This is a genomic window from Paenalcaligenes sp. Me52 (assembly GCF_050487965.1).
Classification (GTDB): Bacteria; Pseudomonadota; Gammaproteobacteria; order Burkholderiales; family Burkholderiaceae_B; genus Paenalcaligenes.
Window position 1 is genome coordinate 196,568 of sequence record NZ_JBKQFO010000001.1, and the last position, 24,720, is coordinate 221,287.

Below are 24,720 nucleotides of genomic sequence, written 5' to 3' on the forward strand. Positions count from 1 at the left end.
AATGGTGCCTTGTTTGTTTTTAGCACCTACAAATCAGTACGGCGTGTATTGGAATAGTAATGGTTATTGGTTGTTATGTTATAACATAACATTTCATTTCAGACCTTACCTTTACATGTGGCTTATGAAATTCCCTCTCAAACCTCTTAGCCTCAGCTTAATGCTGAGTGTGGGCAGTGCCCAGTTAGCCTTGGCTCATGATGACGATGCAGCGCATGGCGGCGTCCCGACGTTAAGTACCATACGTATTTCTGCGTTGCCCCTGAACACAGAGCTTAATCAGGCGGTTGGCGCGATCACCGTCGTAGAGACGCATGACCTGTTGTCGGTTAACGCAGCAGATACTTTGGGCAACGTGCTGGCACAGTCGCCTGGTATTCACAGCGATACCTTTGGTGCTGGAGCGGGCCGCCCTGTGATTCGTGGACAAACAGCACCGCGCGTCAAAGTATTGAGTGACGGGGTAGAGTTCATGGATGCGTCAGCGGTATCACCAGACCATGCCATTCCTGCAGATATCTTTTCTGCAGAACGCATAGAAGTACTGCGTGGCCCATCAGCTCTGTTGTACGGTGGTGGGGCGATTGGTGGTGTGGTGAATATCGTGGATAACAAGATTCCCACAGCGATTCCTGAAAAAGCCTTTTCTGGACGTATTCAGCTGCAAGGTAGTACCGTCGATAAAGGTAATGCTGAAGCCATATCGCTAACCGGCAGTACGGGTTCTGTGGTGGTGCAGTTGAATGCCAACCACAGCGAGGGCAAGGATTACCGTGTCCCGCATTGGAAAGACAAGCGCGTTGAGAACTCCAATACCTTAAGCGACAACATGAGTTTAGGGGTGTCGTTCATCGGTGATAGGGGTTACATCGGTGCAGCCTATTCTTATCGCTATGACAAGTACGGTTTGCCAGGTCATACGCATGAATACGAGGATTGCCACCCGCATGGTTCATCGCTGCATTGTGGAGGACACGGCCATGATCACGGACATGGGCATGACCACGGCGGACACGATCACGACCATGATCATGAGCACGATCATCAAACGAATGCCGTATTGCGTAGCGACCGTTTTGATCTGCGCGGCGAGTTAGATAACCCCTTACCTGGTTTTGAGAGCGTGCGTTTCAGAGCAGGTTATACCGACTACCGACACGATGAACGTGATGATGGTGTAACGGGTACACGCTTTACTAACCGTGGTTACGATGGCCGTATCGAGCTGCAACATAAGCCGTGGATGGGATTAACGGGCGTAGTGGGTGTACAGGCATCTAAGTCTAATTTCAAGTCAGTAGGTGGCAGCGAGAACTTTATTCCCCCTAGCAAAACACACAGTACAGGGGTGTTTATGCTGGAAAGCTATGAATGGGATGCTCTGCGGTTTGAGTTGGGCGGGCGCTATGAGTGGCAGACGATTAAGCCAGAGACACAGTCAGTCAGACGCCCACTGAATCGCTATAGCGATCAGGCAGCGTCGTTCTCGGCGGGTGTGTCATGGGCCTTTGCGCCAGACTATGTAGCGTCACTATCGCTCTCGCGTTCACAACGTATGCCTAATGCTCAAGAGCTCTATGCAAGAGGGGTGCACTTTGCGACGTTGACCTATGAGTTGGGTAATCAGGACCTTAAAAAGGAAACCAGTCACAGCATTGATTTGGGCTTACGCAAAACAGAAGGTGCAGCACAGTTTGCAGTGAACCTTTTCCACAGCGATATCAAAAACTACATCTACGCTAAAACACTGGATCAGTATGAAGACTTCCGACTGATTCAGTACACCCAAAACGACGCGCGTTTCACGGGGCTAGAGGCCGAGGCTTCTTACCAGTTCAATCCTATTGTGAAGGCTACTTTATACGGGGATTATGTGCGTGGTAGCTTACGTCATCATGGTGGCTCGTTAGCACGTATTCCGGCAGCTAGAGTGGGGGTACGCACCGATTTCACATGGAATAATTGGCAGGCTTACTTGAACTACACCCAGCATTTCAGCCAGAATCGTATTGCTGACTATGAAAGTCGCACCGCTGGTTACGCTATGTTTGGTGCGGGTGTAAGCTACAAAACCAAATTGGCGGGTAACACCTACGAGTTCTATATAAAAGGTCATAACTTGTTCAACAGACTGGGCTACAACCATACCTCCTTCATTTCCAGAGCCGCTCCTTTGGCGGGGCGTAATGTGGTCGCTGGCGTACGGATGGAGTTCTAAACATGACTACCCCCAGCATTGGTTTACTCTACCGAAAAGTCACTGAATTGCAGGCCCAAACCCCATGGGGAAATGTGCTGGATGCTGGTACAGGGCTAGGCTCTATGCGGTGGTTGCAGTCCATAGATAGCAGCAGTTGGACAGCGATTACCGGCGCAGAAAGCATGGCACGTCAGATTCGGCAGTCCCCCATTTATCACACCAGAGAGCAAGATCGCTTGTTGGTGGATAACTGGATGAATGCAGAGCTGTTGGCCAACGAGCAATTTGACACGGTGTTAGCAGACTACTTGCTGGGGGCGATAGAGGGCTTTGCTCCCTACTGGCAAGATCAGCTGTTCCCACGCTTACGGCAGTTAACGCGTGGAACGCTGTACGTGATTGGTCTTAACCCTTACGTGCCGTACGAAGCGGATGATGAGGCCGGAAAGTTAGTCACCGAAATAGGGCGCTTACGCGATGCATGCTTATTGCTGGCAGATGAGCGACCTTACCGCGAATATCCGTTGGAATGGGTGTTGCGTCAGTTGCGTCAGGCTAATTTCAAGCCTGTAGAAGTACAGCAGTTTGCCATACGCTATGGGGCTAACTTCGTGAATGGTCAGTTGGATATGTGCGCGGCACGTACCCAGCGATTTAAAGACCGGGGCTTAGCCTTAGCAATGACCGAACACATCGCTGATCTACGTCAGCGTGCGCTTCGCTTCGTGGCGCAAGAAGGCGGGTTACGGCATGGTTTTGATTATGTGATTCAGGCCGCTGCTGCTTGATATAAGGGGAATATATATCGCTTTTAGTCAGGCTAGCTTATCGTTTGTAATAGATTGCATACAAGCTGTGTTTGACTTAGAGGCAGGTGATACTTTGCTGACGGCACTGCAGCAATAAATAATTATTCTTCAGTCTTGTAGGTGGCAGTAAGAGATAAGAAACCCTGTTAGGGATTTCAGTACGTTTTAGCACCACGATGTCTGAGTAGATCAGCATACATCGTGGTGCTAGTATTTAGAAGGGATTCGGATTTTCTACAAGATTAAAAAAATTCTCTATCTATAAAGTGAGGGATTAGAAAAGATAGTTTATACCTAGTATTCCTTGTGTATCTCTAAATCCATTACTGCCAAATTGCTGAGAAACATTAAACAGGACCTTCGTGCTTTTCGTTATTTGGCTATCGAATCCAACTTTTATTTCACCAATATTTCTACTTCCATCACTATAGATGGTTTCGTTATCCATTGAGACACCATATCGTTTGCTGTTATTAATCCAGTTCGCTTCGATAAATGGATACACCTTAGACTGTAACTGTTCATATGGGGATGAGCTTTCTCCAATAAAGAACCTTATTCCTAATCGAGTTCTTATATTGTTTTGCCCTTTTCCATATACTTTTGTTCCATTTTCTTCAGTGTGATTGTCCATTTTTACACCAAAGTACGTTATCTGTGCTTTTGGTTGTAGGTGCCATGTACTTTCATTGCTGCTGTGTTGAGGATTTGTGATTGGTAGCGTGTAACCTGTTTCTACCGACACATTTAAGCCCTTAGAATCATATTTCTCACGACCAAGATTATCGCCTTTAACGCGGTTTTTAAACCAGTTGTATTGGGCCCATGTGTCTATGTATAAACCATTTTGACTATCATTGTTTGCATAGTATGTTCCATACACACCGATGCTGTGACCATCAACGTTGGCTTTTGATCGATGCCCATTATTCTGGTTTCGTGTTGAGTTGCTAACGCTACCGTAGCCCGCCATAACACCTATATGATAACGGCCTTGTGCACTAGACCATTGTGCAACATCACCACCAATTTGGACTGCATAACGATCGCTCTTAGTTTTCAGCTGACTACGTCCTGCTTTGGAGTTGGTGTGACCTGCAAGATTACGTATCCATAGACTTGTTACTTTTTCCTCACCAGTGAAAGGGTCAATATACGGGGTATGTGCGTATCGATCATGCAGACGCAAATCAAATAATGTGCTGGCTTGATACAGGTTGTTGATATAACTGCCTACCTCGGGGCGTAATGTAGGAGATGTACTTGGTGGAAGAGTGGGCTCCTCTGGTGTAATAGGTGTAGGTGATGATGTGAGATACCAGTTGGCAGTATTTGTTTCATTGCCTTTTACCAAGTGGTAATCGTATAGGCCTGCTACGATTCGGCCATCTTGGTGAAAAATTCCATTTGAATCACCATGGATTTGAATGATTTCAATACCTTCAACTGTTTGAGCTCCTTTTCCACCTAGCTCGTTCACTTTTACATAGGTTTCTCCGGATGTATTACCATTCACTGTAAGATGGTCTATAGGAGAGTTATCTCCGGCTAGAGCGCCATTAAAGATGATTGTGCCGCCATTTCCTTTGTAATCTTCTTGTACAAGTAAATTATTACCATTATCAAAAGAGTTACTAAGGTTAAGGACAGAGTTTTGCGCTAGGGTTAAGGAGGTTACTTCTGAGTCTCCTGTCATAAGCCAAGAGCTATTATCTAGCGATACTCTTATTTTTCCATCTTGATAGGATCTATCTATAGAGGAAGCTCCAATTATGGTGGACTGGTCTCTTAGGTTTATATCTATAGATGAGTTATCCCCTTTTGAAAGCATATTACCAATTATTTTGGCTTTTCCTTCTACAGATATTTTGGAATTTTCCCCGTCAGATCTTAATGCTAGTTTATTTTTGGTTTCTTCGGCATCAATGTAGGTATTGCCAGAGATCTGTATCGTCGAGTTGCTATTGCTGGATAGTACGGCAGCAATACTAGAGTAGTCTGTGTCTTTATCTGAAACAGTGATAGATGTGTTTTCTAGATTAACAGCACCACCATTTACTGCTCTTATTCCAGCGATGTTTCCATTTTTAGCATGGGCGTGTACGTCAGTATTGTGTATGTTGATGACGGACTCATTGCCAAATGCTGTCGCGCCGGTTTGTCCATTAACATGAACTGTATTTCTGTTAGATGCACTACCCATGTAGTTAATTTCAGTGGGTTTGGTTGGGGTTTCAAACCCTATGTATGTAGTGGCATACAAACCATGCATGTTTTCTGTTTCTATTTTACTGGAATCGCCTACTGTTATTTTTCCACCTAAAAGTGAAAACAATCCTCCTGTAGAGCTTCCAATAAAGGATCTGGTTTCTGTGGTTTTGATATCTACTGAATCTGCATTAATTATTGATCCTTTTTCTGAGTTTGAGTTGTTTCCACCTAAGGATTCAATGCCACCAGCTACGGAATTAATAACGGTTTTTTTTCGGAGATTCAGTTCGCTTTCACCTTCTGAATTTATTCCAGTGCCATTTGTTTTTATGATGATGTTTTCAGTATTAAGTACTGATTTTTTTCCTTTATCTCCTATAACATATATACCAAATGCATGATTGGCATCATCATAGGATTCTATAAGATTTTGGTTTCCAGATATATCTACAAAAGCATCATCGGAAAGAGATAAACCTATGCTCTCGTATTCGGATTTTACATAGATATTTATGTTTTTTGCTTCTACGTTACTACTGCCGTATACATCTATTCCAGTAGTGGGCCCTGGGCTGGAATTTACTATGGAAAGATTTGTGTTTTCCCCTAAGTTTATGTAGCCACCATAATCAGCTTCTACACCCCTAGCAATTCCTCCAGTGGTTTTTATATCTACGATTATTGAACCATTATTATAAATTGAGTATTTGTCATTTTTTCCAGCTGTAATTCCTGTTATGGAGTTGTTGGTGTTTGAGGTGATGGTGCTATTTTCTGGTATTGTGTGGTTACCATGGCCTTGGTTAACAATACCTATTTCATTTGCGAACGCAGCATTGAATAATGAAATTGATAGCGCAGGTAAAAATAATAGATGTTTATATTTCATGCTACTAGTTCCCTTTTTTTCATTTCTATAGAATTATTATTGTTTTATTTATTTAATATCTTTTGTTTCATTTTGTCAAAAATAATGTAATGTATTTAACAAAAGTTGACTATTTGTTAAAATGAAAAGTAAATAAATGAAAATAAAAAGAAAGGACTAGGACTAACCTTGGTAAGTATTGGTTTTGTAGAACGTGCATATTTGGTGAGGTGCTCTTTGGTAAAGCATAATGATGTCTTTCGAAGTGTGTTAACGCCTGTAGACTGGCAAGGAAATGCTGCTACGGTATTTAGCATCCAAAAAATCTTAGAGAGCTTGCCGGTTGGTGTGTCAAAACATCATCGTTAGATCCTCTGTACCTGTCAGAAGCTTGCAGCGTGTAGTGTGTTTGGTGGTAAAGGCAGGAAACCAGCAAGACGCTTCTGACTAATTTGAGGCTTAGATGCACCATAAATTTTTGAGATATGCAGTTGCGGTATGTGTTGTGCTGTTGGTCTCGGGCTGTGCCAATGTGAGATGGAGTCATCCCGCGCCCTCGTCTGAGCTCGTGAAAGACGTTGCCAATGATATTTACGGCATTAAGTACGAAAAAGACTACACAGCCAAGACAGAAGAACCTGCCACGCAAGAAGAGTTTGACCAAATTATGGATAATCCGCCTACCAAGGAAACGCGCGGTATAAGGCTGGTAGCGAGGGAGGAAGACGAGACCTTTTTGATGGCGGGCTATAGCACGCATCTGTATCAGTTGGGCTTAAATTCAGAAAAAGACTATGCCCGCTATAACATCGAAAATAAGCCTGTGATTGGGTACAAATATGCTTACCGAGGAAAGATTACGGGCATTGCATTTCAGACGCCCCATATGGTGATGCACAGTGACGAGAGAACGAGCTTAGTGTTACGTACCAAACCGGTTTCAGCGTTTAGTGTGAAACTCTTTTATGAAGATAACACTACCGCCACATTTGAGTTTTTGTCCTCTAAGCTCTCTACTCGGTTTGGCGGAGGATTTAAGTTAACGCCCCTGAGCTACTTCGATGGTTGGCTGCTAATTGATCATAGCTACTACAGTGATACTTTTACCTTAAGCGGTCCCTATAATCGTTAAAGCAGTGCACTACAGCACGATGCACAACCTCTGCGGCGAACGGGGTTAGTATGTACATATGCTTTTTGTCTTAAGAGCCTCACTGTTGTTATAGGGTGTTGCCAATGTTTAGAGACTTGATTGATGACTTGGATGACGTGTCTGCAGGGCCAGAGATCCTGCTAGATGTGCCATTCGTGCCTACCGATGACAGCGTCATCAAGAAAATGTTGGGCTTGGCACGGGTTAATGCCAAAGATGTGCTGTACGACTTAGGTTGTGGCGATGGTCGTATTGTGATTGCTGCGGCCAGAGCCTATGGCACGCAAGGCATAGGCATAGAAATGGACCCATTGCGTGTTGCGGATGCTATGGAAAATGCAGCACACGCCCGAGTAGAACATCTGGTGGATTTCCTAGAAGAGAGCATTTTTACGGCTGACATCAGCGATGCCACAGTGGTGACTTTATACCTGCTAGAGTCCGTTAATCTAGATTTACGGCCCCGTTTGCTTAGTGAGTTGCGTCCCGGTGCTCGTATTATTTCTCATGCGTTTAGCATGGGGGATTGGAAGGCGGACGAAGAGCTAGAGCTTAGCGGCATTAGTATCTACAAATGGATAGTGCCTGCTCAGGTAGAGGGAGCATGGGAGTGGGAAGGTTTAGACGGCAATACCTATTACGTAGAATTGCAGCAAACATTCCAAGAGGTCACCGGTACAGCATGGATAGGTGATCATGAAGTGGAGCTTAGCCATGCGATATTGCAGGGCGATAGCTTAGAACTACACATACAAGAAGCAGACAACACTTCACATATAGTCACGCTAATTTTTGCGGATGGTGAGATAGAGTCTGTGTTTGAAAGCGTGTAGTTGATTACACCCACCACCATGGTGCATAGGTAAGAACACAGGGGTATATAGCGTAATGCAGGGTGTTTTGCAGAGGGTACAGAGCGGGTGCAAGTGGCTGAGCACCTGCCTACGTAGAAAAGGGCTGATGTGCGTAGTATTGAGTATGTTGCCTTTCACTGTACAGTCACACCCGCATGCGTGGATTTACGTAGAAACCTCGTTTTTGATGTCTGCGGATGGGTATGTCACGGCGATAGAGCAGCACTGGAATTACGACAACTTACTCACAGATGTGCTGCTAGACGACTTAATGCGAGAGGCGTCAGGCGAGGCCTTAGACTTAGAGGCGTGGGCTCAAGAGACACTGAATAAACTGGAGCCGCTGAATTATTTTTTACGCGTCCAATCCGGTGAGACTATCTTAGCCTTAGGGGATGTGGTGCAGTTTTCAGGCGATCTTCGTGATGATGAGCTGCATTTACGCTTCACAGTGCTGTTGCAGCAACCTATTAAGATGGCTACCTCAGATCTTCAGTTAGCTGTTTTTGATCCGTCTTTTTATATTGAAATCCAGCAGCACCCAGAAACCCCTCCGCGTATTCAAGGCGACTCGGCACTTGAGTGTGCGGTTCGGCTGCAATATCCAGAGCCCAGCACGGAAGACTTTTTAAAAGCAGCTGCTATTGATAGTGGGCTTGAGGTAGGGCCTCAATTTGGTGCGCTATTTGCCGAGACCGTTCACGTACACTGTGAATAATGAAAGCACCTGTGGGTGCCGTGTTCTAGAACAGTGGGTTTGGGGTGCTACGTAGCCCTTGCTGCAACAGGCCTATACCCAGCAGCAAAATCACCATGCCTCCCAGCAAGCCTAGTAAGTCAAAGTAAAAGTGGTGGGGAGCTGAACCGGATTGACGTTGAAAAAATCGCAAGGCTAATTGCTTAAACGACACGGTGATAATGGCTAATGTGCTCACCGTGAGGGCTGTGCCTATAGACATGGCTACGACAGCAGCAATACCCACCCAACGCAAGTCCAAAGAGTAAGCGCCTAGCAAAACTAGGATAGCGCCGGTACATGGTCGCAGGCCTATAGCCATGATGATGGGGATAGCAGTGCGCCATGTCAGTGGTTGGCTAAGGTGTGCTTGGTTTAGTTGATGAGCACCACCGCACTCAGCACAATACGGCTGCATTTTTCGGCCAGTGGTAAATAGCCCTTGGCTTACGGGTTTGGGACGTTTCCAGTGTTGATAGAGCTTGCGTGCACTACGTAGGGCCAGAATGGCACCTAAGGCTATCACCAATGCAAAACTAATATTTTCCAGTTGGGTAGCGGCTTGTTGGGTATGACGTAATGAGTAACCCAGCAATTTAGCCAACAGCTCTACCAAAAGAATCGCAACAGCTCCTTGCATGAGTGACGAGGCAATGGAAAGCATGATCCCTCGGCGCAATAGGGTTCTACTGGTGCCTAAATAGGTGGTGATGACGGCCTTACCATGCCCTGGTCCCGCTGCATGGAAAACACCATATAGCAAACTAATACCAATCAGAGGCCATGCAGCAGACCAACCACCCTGAGACACCACGCGTAGTGTGGTCGCCAGTTGCCTATGCAGTTGTGCTTGGGTTTTTAATACCCACACCAAAAACTGGTTCCAAGGTACATAGCGGTATAAGAGCCCTATGACGACCAGAATGAGTGCTGCGATGACTATAGAGCGTGTCCACCGACGTGTGGATGACGGGTTTAGTTCGGGCATTGTATATGTACTTTTTCTGCAAATAAGTGACCTAGATCGTCGTCAACGGTGTCACTTTTATCTAGAGCAAAGGCGCGGCTGAAGTCCTCAGCAGAGGGAGTAGGCTGGGTGATATAGGCACGGCACGGCAAGCCCTGGTTTGGGATCAACGTAGGGGGCGACTCAGCGGGGTGAGTCATGTGTATATAGTAGGTGGGGTCGTAGACCGAGAAAGAGACAGTGTTCTGTCGTGGGTCTACAGGTTGTGCTAACGGTGCCGAAAAGGACAGCAGCAACTGTGTGCCGCGTTTATCTATAGAAAACTGCGTAATGGTGCCGAATACCGCGCGCTGATCATTGATAACAAGGCGAATGAAGTAGCTGTAGGGCTCAAGGTTGTGGATGACATCCGTGGCGTACTGCTGCAGGGCTTGTTCGGTGTTTTCATAGTCTTCTGCAATGCCATCCAGTATGGCGGCGCTGTATAAGTCATCAAACAACCACGCTTGTTCTATGGCCTGTATCTGACCATCCTCCGAGAGCACGATGTTACTTTGCACGTCTATCCAAGCATGCGGGTGTGCGTGTACCTGAAAAGAGAAAACAATCAGTCCACATCCTAATGGGGTAAGGAGTTTTTTCACGCGTAGGTAGCCTCTTGATGTGAAGCAGTGGGGCAAGTTGGATGAATAACAGATACGGCAGCAGGTTAGGCGCCATACAGTACGGCATATAGTGTATTGCTTTAGATTCGTAGGTGCGAGTCACAGCCACAAAAAATCCGCACAGTTTACTGTGCAGCATGTGTTGGGATTATGGGGGAACAGGGTAACTAATGACGCGCCTTCAACGATAAAAGGCGGTAGAGCCGAGAATGCACACACAATATTGTGTGAAGTCTGCTTTATATAGTGGCGCGACCAACAGGAATCGAACCTGTATCGAGAGCTTCGGAAACTCTAATTCTATCCATTGAACTATGGTCGCAGAACTAAGCATTTTACCTTGTTTTTGGAAAAAATGCTGGAAGCTATGGGGCGTAGACGGCAGGTTAGGGGATGGTGTGCGTACAAGTTGGGTGCAGTCCGCTATAATGCCATGTTGGTCACTATGTACGGATTGCCTAGAAGGGAAGCGTAGGTCTGGCAGTGCGTGTATGCGTCTTTAATGTTGGCGTGGCTCGTAACGAGTTGTCGCCTGTTACTGTTCAAATTTGCGGGATCCGATTATGAGCAATGCGGAACAACTCCATAATAATCAAAGTGGCCAGCAAGGCCCAAAATTCTCTTTACAGCAAATCGTGCTGGTTGTGATCTTGGCAGTGGTTGTGCCTATCGCACTGGTGGTGATGCTGGTGAACTTGTTTTCAGTGGGTTTGAAAGCCGGTGCTAGCTATAACGACCAAGCACATGAAGCTATTGCTGCCCGTATTCAACCTGTAGCAGGTTTTGTACTAGGCCCAGCGGAAATCGTAGCTGAAGGCCCTAAAGTACTGAAAACAGGTAAAGAGGTGTATGACTCCACCTGTGCGACCTGTCACTCCGCGGGGCTCGCAGGAGCTCCGCTATTTGGTAGTGCAGAGGCATGGGCGCCTTACTTCCAAGAAGGTTACGATGCGATGCTGAAAGTCGCGTTAAACGGTAAAGGTGCTATGCCAGCCCGTGGTGGTAACGCCGGTCTGGAAGATATAGAAGTTGAGCGTGCAATGGTGTTCATGGCTAACGAAGCTGGGGCAGGCTTTGACGAGCCAGCAGCACCCGCGGAAGACGAAGTTGCTTCTGAATAAAAGCGAGGGCGCATACAGCACCTTTGCTTGGTGGGTCAGTATAAAAGCCTAGCGGCTGCCATGCTGATCACACATAAAAAAGCAGAACCTGTAAGTAGGTTCTGCTTTTTTTATGGCCAAATAGCGAGATTAGCTATTGGTTTCAAAAGAGCTTAAGTAATCCTCAAAGCTTTGATTTGCTTGAGCTGACTCAATGTTTGCTTGCAAGGTTAGAGAGTCTGTTGCTGCTTGTTCGTAAGCGGCTTGGCGTTTAGGGCACAGGGCTGTATCCAACAAGTGCTGACGATGAGCTTGGCTTTGTTTCAGAGAGAAGTCTACAAAGCTCAAGCCAGACGCACTGAGATCACGCAGCAAACGTGCTGAGGGTGTGTTGTCTGGATCGCGTAGCTTATGAATCTGCGCATGCAGAGCATCACGGTGGGCGTGACCGCTTTGTAAATGCTGATCCAGTAGATCGGCATACGGTGCCATCGCTTCCAGCAGTTGGTTACCCCAATCTTGCAAACTGATGCTGCCATGTTCTGGTGTGTTCAGAATCAGGCCAGGTTTACGACCTTCACGTACGACCTGGGCAAAGTTGTTTTTACTGTGCTGACAGAAGCCGTTGTTAGGAAACTCGTCGCTGGACTCTAAGGTACAGAACAATAAGAAGGTGTCTAAGAAGTGACAGCTTTGTTCGCTAATGCCTAATGGGGCATAGGGGTCTATATCCAGACAACGTACTTCCACGTACTCCACTCCGCGCTGTGCTAAAGCGGCTGAAGGGCGCTCGCCAGATTGCGTGGTGCGTTTGGGGCGTATGTTGGAGTAGTACTCGTTTTCTATCTGCAGAATATTGGTGTTGAGCTGTATCCACTCGCCGTCACGGTGTGTGCCTAGGCGCTCGTAATCAGGCCACGGTGTACGCGTTGCATGCAGCATGCGCATCAAGAAGGTGTCCAGATCGTTGTAGCACAGTTGTAGTTCAGCCTGAGCTTCTTTATTTTGATAGCCCAGATCACTCATGCGTAAGCTGGTCGCCCATGGCAATGTGTAGCTGTCGGGGGCGACTTGCTCTAAAGCCAGCGAATGGCCTTTCAAGAAACCGCTAGACACCACTGGCGATGCACCAAACAGGTACATCAGTAGCCACGAGTAACGAGTGAAGTTACGGATTAGTGCCAAATAGCCCGTTGAGCGTTGTTCTTGTAAGTCCAAGCCCTCAAAGCCCATCAATGGCCATAGGGTGTCGGGCAACGAGAAGTTGTAATGTATGCCAGCAATACACTGCATACGTTTACCGTAACGCTCGGCTAAGCCACGTCGGTAAATGTGCTTCATCATGCCCACATTGGACTTACCGTACCACGCGATAGGAATGTCTTTCTCGCTAGGTAGTATGGCGGGCATGGACTGATTCCACATGGTTTCAGTGTCTATGCCTTGGGCGGTGAAAATGTGTATGGCTTCTAGCTCATCCAACAGGCTAGCCACGTCGTGATGCGTACCCGTGATCAGCTCCAGCAATGCTTCTGAATAGTCTGTAGTAATGTGCTCGTTGGTCAGAGCAGAGCCCAGCGCGACAGGGTGCGGGCGTTGAGACAGATGTGCAGACGTATCAACTCGCAGTCCTTCTTTCTCTATACCGCGTCGTAACGTGCGCAGGATGTCGGGCTGATTCTGAAGGACGTGGAGTAGTCTGGAGCGAGTATTCATTGAGGCCACCACGGGGGTTGGATAACGCTATTAAATAGTACTAGTTTGATAGGAATTAAAGCAGTATATGCCGATCAGGTAGGCTTTGCCCAAAAAAAGCGGTAGTGGGGCTGTGCAAGCGGGCGCCAAGTGATACACTTTTATCGATCAATTCATTTGTTTGCGCCGATTTGCCTGATCCGCTTGCGGGCGCTCCATAAATCCAGCTAAAGAGGTCCCTATGGGTACTACTGCTAATTCTATTCCTGCTCCTGCAGGCTTGTCTGATGCCATCGTTCCTGAAGGTTCGGTGGGTATAGTCAAACCAGAAATCATTGGTTTTTCCGAGCCGCTGCTACTGAAAAGTGGCCAAGTGCTGCCGCAGTATGAACTGTGTGTGGAAAGCTATGGCACATTGAACGACGATCGCAGCAATGCGGTGCTGGTGTGTCACGCGTTAAACGCTTCGCATCATGTGGCCGGTATAGACGCTGCCAATCCTAAAAACATAGGCTGGTGGGACAACATGGTTGGCCCTGGCAAGCCGCTGGATACCGATCGTTTCTTTGTCATAGGTGTGAACAACATAGGTTCATGCTTTGGTTCAACGGGCCCGGCTTCTACGAATCCTGCTACGGATAAGCCGTGGGGTGCTGATTTCCCTATTTTGACAGTGGAAGACTGGGTGAATGCTCAGGCTCGTCTGGCAGACTACTTTGGTATCCAAAAATTCGCAGCTGTCATGGGCGGCTCGTTGGGTGGCATGCAGGCGCTGGAGTGGGCGATTAGCCAACCAGATCGTCTGGAAAACTGTATTGTTATCGCCAGTACACCCCGACTAAGTGCGCAGAACATTGCGTTTAACGAAGTGGCACGACGGGCCATTATTTCGGATCCCGAGTTTCATGCTGGGGATTACTATTCGCATAACACTGTGCCACGTAGCGGACTGGGTGTAGCGCGTATGTTGGGTCATATTACCTATTTGTCCGATACCGTCATGGCCGAGAAATTTGGCCGTAGTCAGCGTAATCCTTTGGATGGCCAAGCGTACCGCTATGGTTACGACGTAGAGTTCGAAGTGGAATCCTACCTGCGTTATCAAGGCGAAAAATTCTCTACCTATTTTGATGCGAATACCTATTTGCTGATTACGCGTGCGCTGGATTATTTTGACCCTTCGCGTCAGCATAATGGAGACTTGGCCAAGGCCTTGGCACATGTGAAAGCAAAGTTCTTGTTGGTGTCTTTCACCACAGACTGGCGCTTCTCGCCAGAGTGCTCACGGGAAATCGTACAAGCTCTGTTGAAAAACCGGTTGTCGGTTACGTATGCTGAAGTTGATGCACCGCATGGGCATGATGCGTTCTTGTTAGATGACGAGCGTTATCACGGGGTGGTGCAGGGGTATTATGACCATATTGCAGAGACTATGGGGTTGGGAGCCCGTGCACGAGTAACGGGGGTATTGGCATGAGCAACATACACACAGCGTCTTTAGCGCAGCGCCCTGACTTACAGCGCATTGCATCGTGGATTGAGCCTTCCTCTAGCGTGCTAGATTTGGGTTGTGCCGATGGTAAATTGTTAGCACACTTGCGCGATTCATTGCAGGTAGATGGCATAGGGGTAGAGCGTCATCCACAGTCTATGATTAGCTGTGTACGCCGTGGCGTACCTGTGATTCAGCAAGACTTGGAACAGGGTTTGGCATTGTTTACAGACCAGTCTTTTGACACGGTGGTATTATCTAAAACCTTGCAGTCTATGTTGAATACCGAGCATATTTTGCGCGAAATGGCACGTGTGGCGCGGTTCGGCGTTGTGTCTTTTCCGAACTTTGGGCACTGGTCACACGGTTTGTCTATTTTGGCTGGACGTATGCCAGTATCGGGTGAAATGCCGTATCAATGGTATGACACGCCCAATATTCACTTGTGTACGTTCAAAGATTTTGAAGATCTGGCGCGTTCACTGAACTTACGTATTACGCATCGTGCAGCCTTTGACCACAGTGCTGAGGTGCGTGTGCTACCTAGCCTGCGTAGTCGTTTGGCTGTATATCGTTTTGAATCGCCGCATGCGGCAGCTTAGATAAAGGTTTAGCATCATGGCGTCTCCCTATGCCAGTCCACGAGTATTGTCATTGCTGGCGTTGGGGTTTGCGAGTGGCTTGCCGCTGGCTTTAACGAGTGGAACCTTGCAGGCATGGGCTACGGTAGAAGATGTTAGCCTGACGCAAATTGGCTTTTTGACGCTAGTGGGGTCAGCCTACACACTGAAATTTCTGTGGGCACCACTGATAGATCGCTTTGCTTTCCCTATTCTAGGGCGTAGACGCGGTTGGATTCTTATTTCTCAATTGTTGCTGGCACTGTCCATTGTGGGCATGGGGTTGTTATCGCCCGGCACACAGCTCATGCCGCTGGCCTTGTTGGCGGTGTTTGTGGCCTTTATGTCGGCCACGCAAGATATTGCTTTCGATGCTTACAGTACCGACGTCTTGCACCAAGACGAGCGCGCGGCGGGGGCCGCTTTGCGCGTGTTGGGCTATCGTATAGCCATGTTGGTATCCAGTGGATTGGCCTTAATCCTGGCCGATAAATGGTTAGGGTGGCAGTACACCTACATGCTGATGGGGTTGTTGATGGCTGGGTGTATGGTGGCGACATTGATGGCCCCTGAGCCCGAGCTTAAAGTGAAGCCGCCGCGTAATTTACGTGATGCGGTAGTAGAACCGTTTAAAGAGTTCTTCTCTCGTGAAGGGGCGCTGGGCTTATTGCTGCTGATCGTGCTGTATAAGCTAGGTGATGCATTTGCTGGAGCGTTATCCACTACGTTTTTGATTCGTGGCGCAGGGTTTAGCGTAAGCGAAATAGGCTATATCAATAAAATATTCGGCTTAGCGAGCACCATTGCTGGAGCGCTGTTAGGCGGCAGCATGATGGCCAGATTGGGTCTGTACCGTGCGTTAATGCTATTTGGTATTTTGCAGGCCGTGTCTAACCTAGGGTACTGGGTTTTGGCGGTGAACCCGTCTGAACTGTGGTTAATGGCTGTGGTAGTGGGGCTAGAAAATCTCTGCGGCGGCTTGGGTACGGTAGCGTCTGTAGCGTTATTGATGGCGCTGTGCAATAGACAGTTCTCGGCCACACAATTTGCGCTGCTATCAGCTTTGGCGGCGGTGGGCCGTACCTATTTGGCAGGCCCGCTAACCCCATTCTTAGTGGAAAACTTAGGCTGGCCTACCTTCTTTTTGGTGACTATAGCAATCGCCTTGCCAGGGCTGTTTTTGCTGCGCTGGCGCAAACAACAAATACTCGCGCTGGATCGTACTGAGTAATTACAACATACCCAATGAGCGGCCTATAGCAACGGCGGCAGGCATGAGTAACGCGGTAGCAATACCGGTAAGGCTCATGCCCAAGGCAGCAAAAGCACCTGTGGTTTGATTGAGCTGCATAGAACGTGCGGTACCGATAGCGTGTGCAGTCAAGCCTAACGTAAAGCCTTCAGTAATGGGGTCTGTGACCTTCATCATGCGCAGCAGAGGCACAGCAATAATAGTGCCGCCAATGCCGGTAATGGCGACCGACACGGCCGCCAGAGATGGTTCACTACCAAAATAATCCACCAATGCCATGGCTATAGGCATAGTGGCTGATTTAGGCATCATGGCAATGATGATAGCTGATGAGCCGCCCAATGCCCACGCAATAAACACTGTACTAAACATGGCCACGTTAGTGCCCACAAATAGTGCTGCAATAATGGGCTTCCAATGTTGGCGTAGCAGTTTCAGCTGTTTATACAGTGGGATGGCCAACGCTACAGTAGCTGGGCCAATCAATAATTGAATAAACTGTGCGCCTTCGAAGTAGTGCTCATACGGAGTGTCTGTCCATTGCAAAATGGGTACTAAGATCACTACCGAAGTCAGCACGGGCAACAGGAACGAGTTGGAGTTAGCGCGCTTGTAGATAGTCAGGGTGAACAAATACACACAGAGTGTGAGTGTTAACCACAGCAAGGGGGACTCGGTCAGGAAGACCCAGATACGGAAGAAATCGTCGTTCATTGTTCTTCCTTATCTGCTTGTCTAGCCATCAGTTTTTTGAGCACAAAGGCGGTGCAGAAGATGGTCAGTGCTACCGCTAGTAAGTTACCTACAATAAAGGGCAGCCATTCTTCAGCGATCTGATCAAAGAACAGCATGATCCCCGTGACCGTAGGAATGAACAACAGCATTAAATGCTGCAATAGTGCCGTACCGGCTTTATCAAGCTCGGTAGGAATACCCCCGCGTATGATGAATACAGCGAGCAGTAGCAGCATGCCGGCTAAGGGGCCGGGTAATGGTATGCCCAAGTATTGGACTACGATTTCCCCTAGCAATTGAAAGACGAATAAGGCTGTAATAGCAACAATCATGGAGCCTCTCCGCCGGCTGCTGAAAGATAGTTATTATTGACTGTCGGCGCTGACCACAGGAGTCGCTACCCACGTGCGCCACCGTAGTTCTACTTCTTCGGGTAGATAGACTACAACGGGCAATCGGCTATTGTAGTACAACAATGAGCCAGCACTGCCGGTGACAGGTACAAACTGCATCTTTTTGCTGTCTTCTGGACACGCCATCATCGTGGAGATAGGGCCTTCTATACTAGGAAGCACATAGTAGGTATAACCCCAGCCTTCTAGCGTTTTTTCTTCTAGCTGACCAATGAACTGACGTGTATTGCAGTCGGTCTCTATGACTTTGCCAGGCAGCAGCTCTACTTTCAGATCGTTTTCGTAGTTACCCACAGGCAAGTGGATCACATGACGTACAAAACCAGGCTCGGGTGCAGGGAAAGCATCCACCGGGTCGTTGACGGTAATGACGTTAGCGGGTGGTGCTTTAGGTGCCGCTTCAGTAACGTTTGTAGCGGCGGCAGGCTCTTGGGCTGGAGCAGCTTCTGCGTCTGTAGCGGTTGCTGGAGCTTGTTGTGTTTCTGGAGTAGCTGCTAGCGTTGGCGTTTCCTGTGTAGGGGCAGTTGAACTGTTACTGGCTGGCGCAGCGGCTTGCGCCAAGGTAAGTGGGCTGTAGCTCAGTAAGCCTGCGGACAGTAAAGCAGCACACAGTGCCACCGCTGGGGTATGGCGGTTGCGAAACGCGTGAGACATGGAGTTCTCCCAAGAAAACATAGGGTATGGACGGCCTGAATGAACGCCACATTGTACTGTCAGCGCTTAGAGCGTGACATCGGTGAGGGGCGATTCTTTTGTGGCTTGATTGTGAAAATAGTAAGTGTTTTTTCCAGACTGCTTGGCCAAATACATGGCTTGATCAGCCAGTTGTAGCAGGCGCTCTGGGTCGGTGGCATCGCTAGGATAGAAGCTCACCCCAATACTGGCAGATACGGTGATGGGTTGTAAACCGTGTATTTGATACGGTTGAGCCAGCAAGTTCAATAGCTCTTGCAGCAAGCCGCAACTGTCTTCGGGGGACTTAAAGTCACCCAGCAATAACACCATTTCATCACCGCCTAAGCGGGCAACGGTATCGGTTTTGCGTAGTTTGCTGGTCAGTCGTAATGCCACTTCTTTGAGTAGCATGTCACCAATACTGTGCCCATACTGGTCGTTGACCGCTTTAAAGCCGTCTAGGTCTACATAGCAAGTGGCTAGCAGATTCTGATTACGGTCAGCATGTGACAGTGCTTGTCGTAAGCGATCAGTGAGCAGGTAGCGGTTAGGTAGTTGGGTGAGCGAGTCAAAGTGTGCCAGGCGCTCCAAACGTGCCTCGCGAGCTTTGAGTAGGCTGACATCCGTGCCCACCACGATATAACGAAGAATGGCTCCCTTGTTATTGCGCACCGGCACAATAGAGACCTGTAAGGGGCGCTCGGTCTGATTATGCGAATGCATGGTGACTTCGCCTTGCCACGCGCCTGTAGTCATTACTTCTTGCCAAATAGCGCGCTGGTAGTCCACGGCTTGCGATGAGGGTGGCAGCAATAGATCTACAGTATGACCACGCAATTCGCTTAGGGTATAACCGCTTAAGCGTATGGCCGACGGGTTGGCATTAATGATGCGATGCTCATCATCTAGAATCAGAATGCTGTCATAACTGCGCTTAAATACGCTGGCGGCGATCCGTTGCTCAAACTCATTGCGACGGGTTTCGGTGATGTCGGTTTGTACACCGTCACACAGAATATCGCCGTTAGGTAGGCGTGTGGAGTTACTTTCTATGCGTATCCAGCGCTCTTGGCCGTTAATGATGGCACGGGTATCTAAGCGCATGGGGCGCAGCCATGCACGAGCCTCGGCCGTTAAGCGTATGGTTTCTGCGCGGTCTTCTTCGTGCCAACAGTCGCTGATGACTTTGGGGTCAGCATAAATTGCTTTATCCGATAGGCTATATATCTCACACAGGCGTGGGCTGACGTACTCATACATGATGGCACCGTCTAGTGATTGGCGTAGCGTGAACACGCCCACTGGAATGCGCTGTACTAGATTTTCATAACGCTCTTTAGCCAGCAGTAGTTCTTGTTCGGCTCTGGCATGATCGCTGAGATTAATCCCTATGCCTATGGCTTGGTTCTCATCAATCTGTATATTGCCCCACAGTGTGCTGAGTCTATGACCTTGTTTAGTGCGTGGGTGCCAGGTTTGGAATGAGACTTCACGAGTAAAGATGCTGTGGCGTGCTGCCGAGCGTTGGATCGCATCGGGGTATAGCAGTGCCAGTGGATCAGGTGAGTTGAACAACTCTTCGCGTTTCCAACCAAATACGCGCTCGCACTCTTTATTCCACACCACACAGCGACCGTCCATATCAAAGCTATTGATCAGCACTGGTGCCTGGTTGAACAGTTTGTCGTACTGATCAGAGGTATGCAGGTTCTGCGCTTGTTTGATCTGCTGAGTACGGTAGCTGATGTTACAAGTGAGCGCCAAGGGCAAACTGCCCAGCAAGAACCACAGTAGTTCAGGGGCTTCGTTGCCTGAGTACACATATAACTGAGTCACCAACATGGTGAAGGTCATGCATAACAGACTGATGCTAAAGAGCAGTAGATTCTGTCTGGTAGATAACCATGCTAGTACAGGTAAGAGTAAAAACAGCCCATTAGGGCCATAGCGGTAGGCGTAGTACGAAGTCAGACAGAGCAGTACGGTACTGAACAAAAACTCCGTGAGTCGGGTGCGCTGGAGTGTACAGCCCTTCACCCATGCCAGTATCAGGGGGATGAATAAGAGTTTTTCTATTAAGCTTACGGCCCAGAGATTGAGGTAGCAGTCTCTTAGGCTGACCTGTAGCAAAGGATGACTAAGGTGCAGAACCACGCTATAGCCAAGCGCGCTCAGATTTTGTGTGCCCAGAGCGAGCACCAGCAGTAACGTAATGAAGTGACGTGGTGACTCTAATGCGGCATCAAAGCGCAGTTTACGCATGATCCAGCAGGTGAGCACTATTTCTAAGGCAGCAATGGTGGCCAGTAAGAAGCTGTATTCAATTGATGTGTTGCCAGCTAGCGCATAGATGAATTGTGCGGCTGCTGCGCTCACCCAAAATCGTGGGTCGCGCGCCAATGCCAGTGCCAAAACGACTCCAGAGGGGATAAGTAATCCTGGGAGTGCGTTGAGCGTGGGGTTGAAGTCAATAAATTGCCCCCACATTATGCCCAATACTATCTGTACTAAGGCGATGAATACTGCCCACACCCCAAAGGGCAGCCTATGTCTGCCTTGAGGATCGCCTGCAACGAGGGGGGGAGGGAGGGGAGCACTCATCGGCCAAGCATAATTGTATTGTTAGCAAATGTGTACTTTTCTATTCATCATTTGATATTTCTTAACAGTTTATTTCTGAAGGGTGTACGCCCTATAGCTGCCCCACAGCACAATGAGCCAGAAAGCGTACACCATCACCCCGCTATTATGAGTGAGAAATGCTTGTGATAAACCGAAATCTATATAGGCGATAGGTAAAAGAAAGCCAGCTGTTGCTAATGAGCGCTGTGTTAATGATTCAGCGCGTAATCCTGGAGCAAAGAGGCGTAGTGGCACTACATATAGAAACAATAGGGCCAGAATCCCTACTATGCCCTGTTTTGCTGCGTTATTTAGTATTTCGTTGTGCGGGTGGTCAAAGTTTTTTATAACAGGATGGGCTTTGCCTTGTTTAGCAAGTTCAGTCATGGCTTGTTTGTACTGTGCTTTACCCCAGCCAAAAATGGGTTTGGCCATGAATAGTTGGCTAGCACCTTTCCACATTTCAAACCTGGCGCCTACCGACGTATCACTAGAGCCTTGGCTGTAAAGGGTGACGTTATTGATGGCTTCATGTACTCGTTGTTGTACGCCAAACTGTGGAACGCTATAAATCCCTACTGCTAGCGCGACAACAGCGCTAATGAGTAGTGTTTTCAGACGTAGTGAAAAATACTGGTGGTAAACACGAAAAAAGATCAGAGCGATCAACGGTAAACCTATCCAACCACCGCGACTGCCTGAGAATAATGAGCCAGCAATACCACCTATGGCACCTAGGCCTAAAAATAGAATCCAGCCCCGTTTATTAGGATGGGTACAGGCCCACGCCAAACCAGCCAAACAAAATAAGCCAGTTAGCATGGAAATATTGCCAAATTGGATAACGTGAGTGAAGCCTTTTGCACGATCTACATGCAAAAATATTTTTTGGTATCCAGCCCAACTACCCGCCAATAGGCCTCCTGTCGCTAAACCTGCCCATAACCAAGTGAGGCGAGGAGGGTATTTCAGTACAAAGAATAGGGCGATGGCTGCAGCAAGAAAGCGGCTGGGTAAGTCGTACGCACGCGAAGAATAGTGATAGAACAGGGCTTCAGTTACGCCCATTAGACCGTAGATGACTAACGCGGCCAGTACAAACCAATCTTGTTTAGTGAATGTGGGTTTGTTACGGCTAAACAGAACATAGAGCCCACCTAAGAAAAGTAGGGCAGCACCTACCGAGTATCCAGAGGAGACTACTAGTGCAATTGCGCCTAACAAGAAGACCGCAACGCTACTGTAGAGCGAGGGCGAAAAGAAAGTGGCTGGCATTGTTGTTCGATTAGCGTAAGAAGCTGCAGTAAATGTTCACTATTTTATTAACGGAGTATTACGGAAATACACCGGAATTTCTGTGTAACAAAATATTATTTTTGCAATAAATGATTATAGATAAAGGAAACGTGACGGCGAGAGTATTGTATGCCTGGAGGAAGGTGTACGTCTTATCCTTTAGTACATGGCAAATTTTACTGCCCAGAGCGATCTGTAGATAGTCGTGCTTTTGCGGGTTTATGCGAATTTGATGCTCATGGATATCGTGGCTATAATGACCGGGATTCAGTCAGAGCGGCTGCAATCAGCACGTATATGTTACCGGTCAAGAGGTTGGAGGCTCGACCATCGGTGACCTTGTCTCAGGTCGCTATACAGTGACCCGGCTTGTAAGCCGATACACCTATGCCCGTCCGAAAAGGTCGTGGCAACCATCAACTGCTTAGGCAGTCTGCGTCGGGGCCTGTGTGGCCTTCATTAAGGCTCTCACGCCCCTTAGGCACCCTTTGTGTCTGCGTATCTCAAATTTCTTTGGGATGCTTTGTTGCGTTTATTTCCGGTTATTGGTGTTTCGGTTGGTGCGCGCTGGTTTTACTGGCGTAGGCTTTCTGATGTCTGTTGCCAGTAAAGCCTTTTTGTTGAAATAACATTAAGGAAACTAAAAAAGCATGCAAGAAACAGAGTTTTTTCAGCTGTCTGCAACCTCAGCGATTTTGCTATTGCTGGGCTTCTATTTACTGACGTTTTTATTGTCATTACTCATCAGTAAAAAGGAGGAGAATGTAGATGGTTATATGGTGTCTAACAGCGCTGTAGGGTTTGGGCTGTCGGCCGCCAGTATGATCGCTACATGGATTTGGGCAGCGTCTTTCTATGCAAGCGCCACCTCAGGATATAAGTACGGGTTATCTGGCCCAATACATTATGGGTTCTGGGGCGCATTGATGATTTTGTTTATCTTCCCTTTTGGAAGGCGCTTTAGGGAATTGGCTCCTGAAGCGCATACGCTGGCTGAAGTGGTGTATGCCCGTCACGGTCGCTCCAGTCAGATGATCATGGCGGTGTCTAACCTGATTGGTAGCTGTATCAGTTTGATGGTGAACTTCACGGCTGCTGGTGCGTTGGTGTCCATGCTAAGCCCGCTGAGCTTTATCCAAGGCGTATTAATTGCGGGTCTGGGTGTGTTGTCGTATACCTTGTGGTCAGGGTTCAGGGCCTCAGTGCTGACTGACTTCGCACAGTTAGTAGCGATGATTCTGGCCGCAGTGATTATTATTCCGCTGATCTTTTTCAATGCAGGCGGACCGGATCTCATTGCCGATAACTTCTGGCGTCTAAGTAGCGAACAAGCAGATTTCTTCTCGACTACAGCGATTCTGGAGCAAGGTGCACCGTATTTTATTGCTGTGTTGGCCTATGCCATCGGTAACCAGACCATTGCACAGCGGCTCTTTGCTGTGCGCCAAGACCTAATCAAACCTACTTTCTTAACAGCAACCGTAGGCTACGGTGTGGTTGTGATCGGGTTGGGTATTTTGGGTTTGTTGGCACTTTTTACTGGTTTACAGCCTATTGATGGGGACATGAACAATATCATCCCGCAAATGGCGTCAGCCTACTTGCCACCCTTTGGTATTGCGCTGTTCTTTATCTTGGTGATTGGTTCGCTGTCCTCTACCGCAGACGCTGACTTGTGTGCGTTGTCGGCTATTGTGATGACGGACATCTATGGCAAAAACATCGCTAAAGGTAAACCAGACCCACGTCGTATGTTGTTGTGGGGGCGTATGACCATGATTGTGGCCACCATGTGTGGTGTGGTCTTTGCGAGTTTGCGTTTGGATATCTTGGTCATGTTGGTGTTCGTTGGGGCACTGTGGGGGGCGATTGTTTTCCCTGTGATCAGTAGCTTCTTCTGGAACCGAGTGACTAATACCGCTTTTACTACCTCTGTTGCATGTGCTGTAACCATGTTCTTGTTGGTGCGGTTCGAGCTTATACCCATGACCGGCATGGTGGCGGTATTTTTTGAGCTAGTTGCGTCGGTGGGTGGCGGCGTGGTGGTAGGTTTGATGACCTTTGCGTTCTTTGGTCGCAACCTTGCATTGGCGGTTGGGTCAGTAGTCACCGTTGTGTTGATCTACTATGGCGTAGGCTTCTGGCGCGATTACACCGTATTGCTGGGTTCGCTGACCTCGTATGGTGCCAGTGCGATCGTGTGTACAGTGATGAGCTTACGCAGTTCTGAGCGTTTTGATTTCTCTGTGTTGTCACACCGCGTACGTGCTTTCCATGAGGAGCAAGAAAAGATGGTGAAGCCTTCCAAGAAACAACCTGCGCTTACGCCTAAGCCACAGCTTTAATAAGAAAGGAGC

Annotated in this window: 19 protein-coding genes and 1 tRNA gene; 10 read left to right on the forward strand and 10 right to left on the reverse strand. The window is 48.0% G+C overall.

The annotated features are described in order from the left end of the window. The first annotated feature begins 124 nt into the window (after positions 1 to 124). Together ACLO87_RS00925 and ACLO87_RS00930 are read left to right on the forward strand one after the other, a co-directional pair. Entirely contained in the window at positions 125 to 2,218 is a 2,094-nt protein-coding gene (locus ACLO87_RS00925; protein ID WP_430222526.1) for a TonB-dependent receptor domain-containing protein, read from the forward strand. A gap of 2 nt (positions 2,219 to 2,220) precedes the next feature. After that, positions 2,221 to 2,988 (forward strand): class I SAM-dependent methyltransferase, encoded by a 768-nt coding sequence (locus tag ACLO87_RS00930; RefSeq protein ID WP_430222527.1) that lies wholly within the window; start codon positions 2,221 to 2,223, stop codon positions 2,986 to 2,988. A 295-nt stretch (positions 2,989 to 3,283) separates the two neighbouring features. Here ACLO87_RS00930 and ACLO87_RS00935 read toward each other — a convergent pair whose 3' ends face one another. After that, on the reverse strand, positions 3,284 to 6,109 hold the full coding sequence (locus tag ACLO87_RS00935) for an autotransporter outer membrane beta-barrel domain-containing protein (RefSeq protein WP_430222528.1): 2,826 nt from the start codon (positions 6,107 to 6,109) through the stop codon (positions 3,284 to 3,286). 547 nt (positions 6,110 to 6,656) lie between these two features. Here ACLO87_RS00935 and ACLO87_RS00940 point away from each other — a divergent pair. From ACLO87_RS00940 to ACLO87_RS00950, 3 genes are all read left to right on the forward strand, one after another. After that, entirely contained in the window at positions 6,657 to 7,220 is a 564-nt protein-coding gene (locus tag ACLO87_RS00940) for a hypothetical protein (RefSeq protein ID WP_430222529.1), read from the forward strand. Positions 7,221 to 7,324: 104 nt separating this feature from the next. Continuing rightward, positions 7,325 to 8,074: a class I SAM-dependent methyltransferase gene (locus ACLO87_RS00945; RefSeq protein WP_135864134.1), complete on the forward strand. Its 750-nt coding sequence runs from the start codon at positions 7,325 to 7,327 to the stop codon at positions 8,072 to 8,074. Positions 8,075 to 8,201: 127 nt separating this feature from the next. Next, on the forward strand, positions 8,202 to 8,813 hold the full coding sequence (locus ACLO87_RS00950) for a DUF1007 family protein (RefSeq protein WP_430222530.1): 612 nt from the start codon (positions 8,202 to 8,204) through the stop codon (positions 8,811 to 8,813). Between the two features lie 25 nt (positions 8,814 to 8,838). On the opposite strand, the gene ACLO87_RS00955 is transcribed toward ACLO87_RS00950, so the two are convergent. The 3 genes from ACLO87_RS00955 to ACLO87_RS00965 form a co-directional block, all read right to left on the reverse strand. Further along, positions 8,839 to 9,819, reverse strand: coding sequence for a nickel/cobalt transporter (locus ACLO87_RS00955; RefSeq protein ID WP_430222531.1), 981 nt, complete (start codon positions 9,817 to 9,819; stop codon positions 8,839 to 8,841). Next, positions 9,807 to 10,442: a DUF1007 family protein gene (locus tag ACLO87_RS00960; RefSeq protein WP_430222532.1), complete on the reverse strand. Its 636-nt coding sequence runs from the start codon at positions 10,440 to 10,442 to the stop codon at positions 9,807 to 9,809. The genes ACLO87_RS00955 and ACLO87_RS00960 overlap by 13 nt, the downstream gene beginning before the upstream one ends. 268 nt (positions 10,443 to 10,710) lie before the next feature. Further along, positions 10,711 to 10,785: transfer RNA gene (locus ACLO87_RS00965), tRNA-Arg, on the reverse strand. Positions 10,786 to 11,026: 241 nt separating this feature from the next. Between ACLO87_RS00965 and ACLO87_RS00970 the strand changes: the two genes are divergently transcribed. Further along, positions 11,027 to 11,584, forward strand: a complete 558-nt coding sequence (locus ACLO87_RS00970; RefSeq protein ID WP_135864142.1) for a c-type cytochrome — start codon at positions 11,027 to 11,029, stop codon at positions 11,582 to 11,584. A 129-nt stretch (positions 11,585 to 11,713) separates the two neighbouring features. On the opposite strand, the gene gshA is transcribed toward ACLO87_RS00970, so the two are convergent. Beyond that, a complete protein-coding gene (gene gshA, locus ACLO87_RS00975) occupies positions 11,714 to 13,279 on the reverse strand; it encodes a glutamate--cysteine ligase (RefSeq protein ID WP_430222533.1) in 1,566 nt (521 codons plus the stop codon). Between the two features lie 220 nt (positions 13,280 to 13,499). Between gshA and metX the strand changes: the two genes are divergently transcribed. The 3 genes from metX to ACLO87_RS00990 are packed head-to-tail and all read left to right on the forward strand — an operon-like array spanning position 13,500 to position 16,601. Continuing rightward, the gene (metX, locus tag ACLO87_RS00980) at positions 13,500 to 14,735 is read left to right on the forward strand and encodes a homoserine O-succinyltransferase MetX (RefSeq protein WP_430222534.1); all 1,236 of its coding nucleotides are present in this window, start codon (positions 13,500 to 13,502) and stop codon (positions 14,733 to 14,735) included. Next, positions 14,732 to 15,352, forward strand: a complete 621-nt coding sequence (gene metW / locus ACLO87_RS00985; protein ID WP_135864147.1) for a methionine biosynthesis protein MetW — start codon at positions 14,732 to 14,734, stop codon at positions 15,350 to 15,352. Before metX ends, metW begins: the two co-directional genes overlap by 4 nt. Positions 15,353 to 15,368: 16 nt before the next feature. Then, positions 15,369 to 16,601 carry a muropeptide transporter gene (locus ACLO87_RS00990; protein WP_430222535.1) on the forward strand — a complete coding sequence of 411 codons (1,233 nt, stop codon included), beginning with the start codon at positions 15,369 to 15,371 and terminating at the stop codon, positions 16,599 to 16,601. Here the strand turns inward: ACLO87_RS00990 and ACLO87_RS00995 are convergent, their stop codons facing one another. The 5 genes from ACLO87_RS00995 to ACLO87_RS01015 all read right to left on the reverse strand — a co-directional run bounded on the left by ACLO87_RS00995 (position 16,602) and on the right by ACLO87_RS01015 (position 22,342). Then, on the reverse strand, positions 16,602 to 17,336 hold the full coding sequence (locus ACLO87_RS00995; protein WP_430222536.1) for an LrgB family protein: 735 nt from the start codon (positions 17,334 to 17,336) through the stop codon (positions 16,602 to 16,604). Beyond that, the gene (locus tag ACLO87_RS01000; protein WP_135864153.1) at positions 17,333 to 17,689 is read right to left on the reverse strand and encodes a CidA/LrgA family protein; all 357 of its coding nucleotides are present in this window, start codon (positions 17,687 to 17,689) and stop codon (positions 17,333 to 17,335) included. The genes ACLO87_RS00995 and ACLO87_RS01000 overlap by 4 nt, the downstream gene beginning before the upstream one ends. 33 nt (positions 17,690 to 17,722) lie before the next feature. Then, a complete protein-coding gene (gene eco / locus ACLO87_RS01005) occupies positions 17,723 to 18,424 on the reverse strand; it encodes a serine protease inhibitor ecotin (protein ID WP_430222537.1) in 702 nt (233 codons plus the stop codon). Between the two features lie 66 nt (positions 18,425 to 18,490). Continuing rightward, positions 18,491 to 21,046 carry a diguanylate cyclase domain-containing protein gene (locus ACLO87_RS01010; RefSeq protein ID WP_430222538.1) on the reverse strand — a complete coding sequence of 852 codons (2,556 nt, stop codon included), beginning with the start codon at positions 21,044 to 21,046 and terminating at the stop codon, positions 18,491 to 18,493. Between the two features lie 69 nt (positions 21,047 to 21,115). Further along, positions 21,116 to 22,342, reverse strand: coding sequence for an O-antigen ligase family protein (locus tag ACLO87_RS01015; protein WP_430222539.1), 1,227 nt, complete (start codon positions 22,340 to 22,342; stop codon positions 21,116 to 21,118). Between the two features lie 671 nt (positions 22,343 to 23,013). On the opposite strand from ACLO87_RS01015, the gene ACLO87_RS01020 reads away from it, so the two are divergent. Next, entirely contained in the window at positions 23,014 to 24,708 is a 1,695-nt protein-coding gene (locus tag ACLO87_RS01020) for a sodium:solute symporter family protein (protein ID WP_430222540.1), read from the forward strand. Positions 24,709 to 24,720: the final 12 nt, after the last annotated feature.

What these genes read in the sequence shown, in the direction of transcription:
- ACLO87_RS00925 (WP_430222526.1), top strand. Translation starts at nt 125, where the DNA reads ATGAAATTCCCTCTCAAACCTCTTAGCCTCAGCTTAATGCTGAGTGTG.
- ACLO87_RS00930 (WP_430222527.1), top strand. Translation starts at nt 2,221, where the DNA reads ATGACTACCCCCAGCATTGGTTTACTCTACCGAAAAGTCACTGAATTG.
- ACLO87_RS00935 (WP_430222528.1), bottom strand. Translation starts at nt 6,109, where the DNA reads ATGAAATATAAACATCTATTATTTTTACCTGCGCTATCAATTTCATTA.
- ACLO87_RS00945 (WP_135864134.1), top strand. Translation starts at nt 7,325, where the DNA reads ATGTTTAGAGACTTGATTGATGACTTGGATGACGTGTCTGCAGGGCCA.
- ACLO87_RS00950 (WP_430222530.1), top strand. Translation starts at nt 8,202, where the DNA reads ATGTGCGTAGTATTGAGTATGTTGCCTTTCACTGTACAGTCACACCCG.
- ACLO87_RS00955 (WP_430222531.1), bottom strand. Translation starts at nt 9,819, where the DNA reads ATGCCCGAACTAAACCCGTCATCCACACGTCGGTGGACACGCTCTATA.
- ACLO87_RS00970 (WP_135864142.1), top strand. Translation starts at nt 11,027, where the DNA reads ATGAGCAATGCGGAACAACTCCATAATAATCAAAGTGGCCAGCAAGGC.
- gshA (WP_430222533.1), bottom strand. Translation starts at nt 13,279, where the DNA reads ATGAATACTCGCTCCAGACTACTCCACGTCCTTCAGAATCAGCCCGAC.
- metX (WP_430222534.1), top strand. Translation starts at nt 13,500, where the DNA reads ATGGGTACTACTGCTAATTCTATTCCTGCTCCTGCAGGCTTGTCTGAT.
- metW (WP_135864147.1), top strand. Translation starts at nt 14,732, where the DNA reads ATGAGCAACATACACACAGCGTCTTTAGCGCAGCGCCCTGACTTACAG.
- ACLO87_RS00990 (WP_430222535.1), top strand. Translation starts at nt 15,369, where the DNA reads ATGGCGTCTCCCTATGCCAGTCCACGAGTATTGTCATTGCTGGCGTTG.
- ACLO87_RS00995 (WP_430222536.1), bottom strand. Translation starts at nt 17,336, where the DNA reads ATGAACGACGATTTCTTCCGTATCTGGGTCTTCCTGACCGAGTCCCCC.
- ACLO87_RS01000 (WP_135864153.1), bottom strand. Translation starts at nt 17,689, where the DNA reads ATGATTGTTGCTATTACAGCCTTATTCGTCTTTCAATTGCTAGGGGAA.
- eco (WP_430222537.1), bottom strand. Translation starts at nt 18,424, where the DNA reads ATGTCTCACGCGTTTCGCAACCGCCATACCCCAGCGGTGGCACTGTGT.
- ACLO87_RS01010 (WP_430222538.1), bottom strand. Translation starts at nt 21,046, where the DNA reads ATGAGTGCTCCCCTCCCTCCCCCCCTCGTTGCAGGCGATCCTCAAGGC.
- ACLO87_RS01015 (WP_430222539.1), bottom strand. Translation starts at nt 22,342, where the DNA reads ATGCCAGCCACTTTCTTTTCGCCCTCGCTCTACAGTAGCGTTGCGGTC.
- ACLO87_RS01020 (WP_430222540.1), top strand. Translation starts at nt 23,014, where the DNA reads ATGCAAGAAACAGAGTTTTTTCAGCTGTCTGCAACCTCAGCGATTTTG.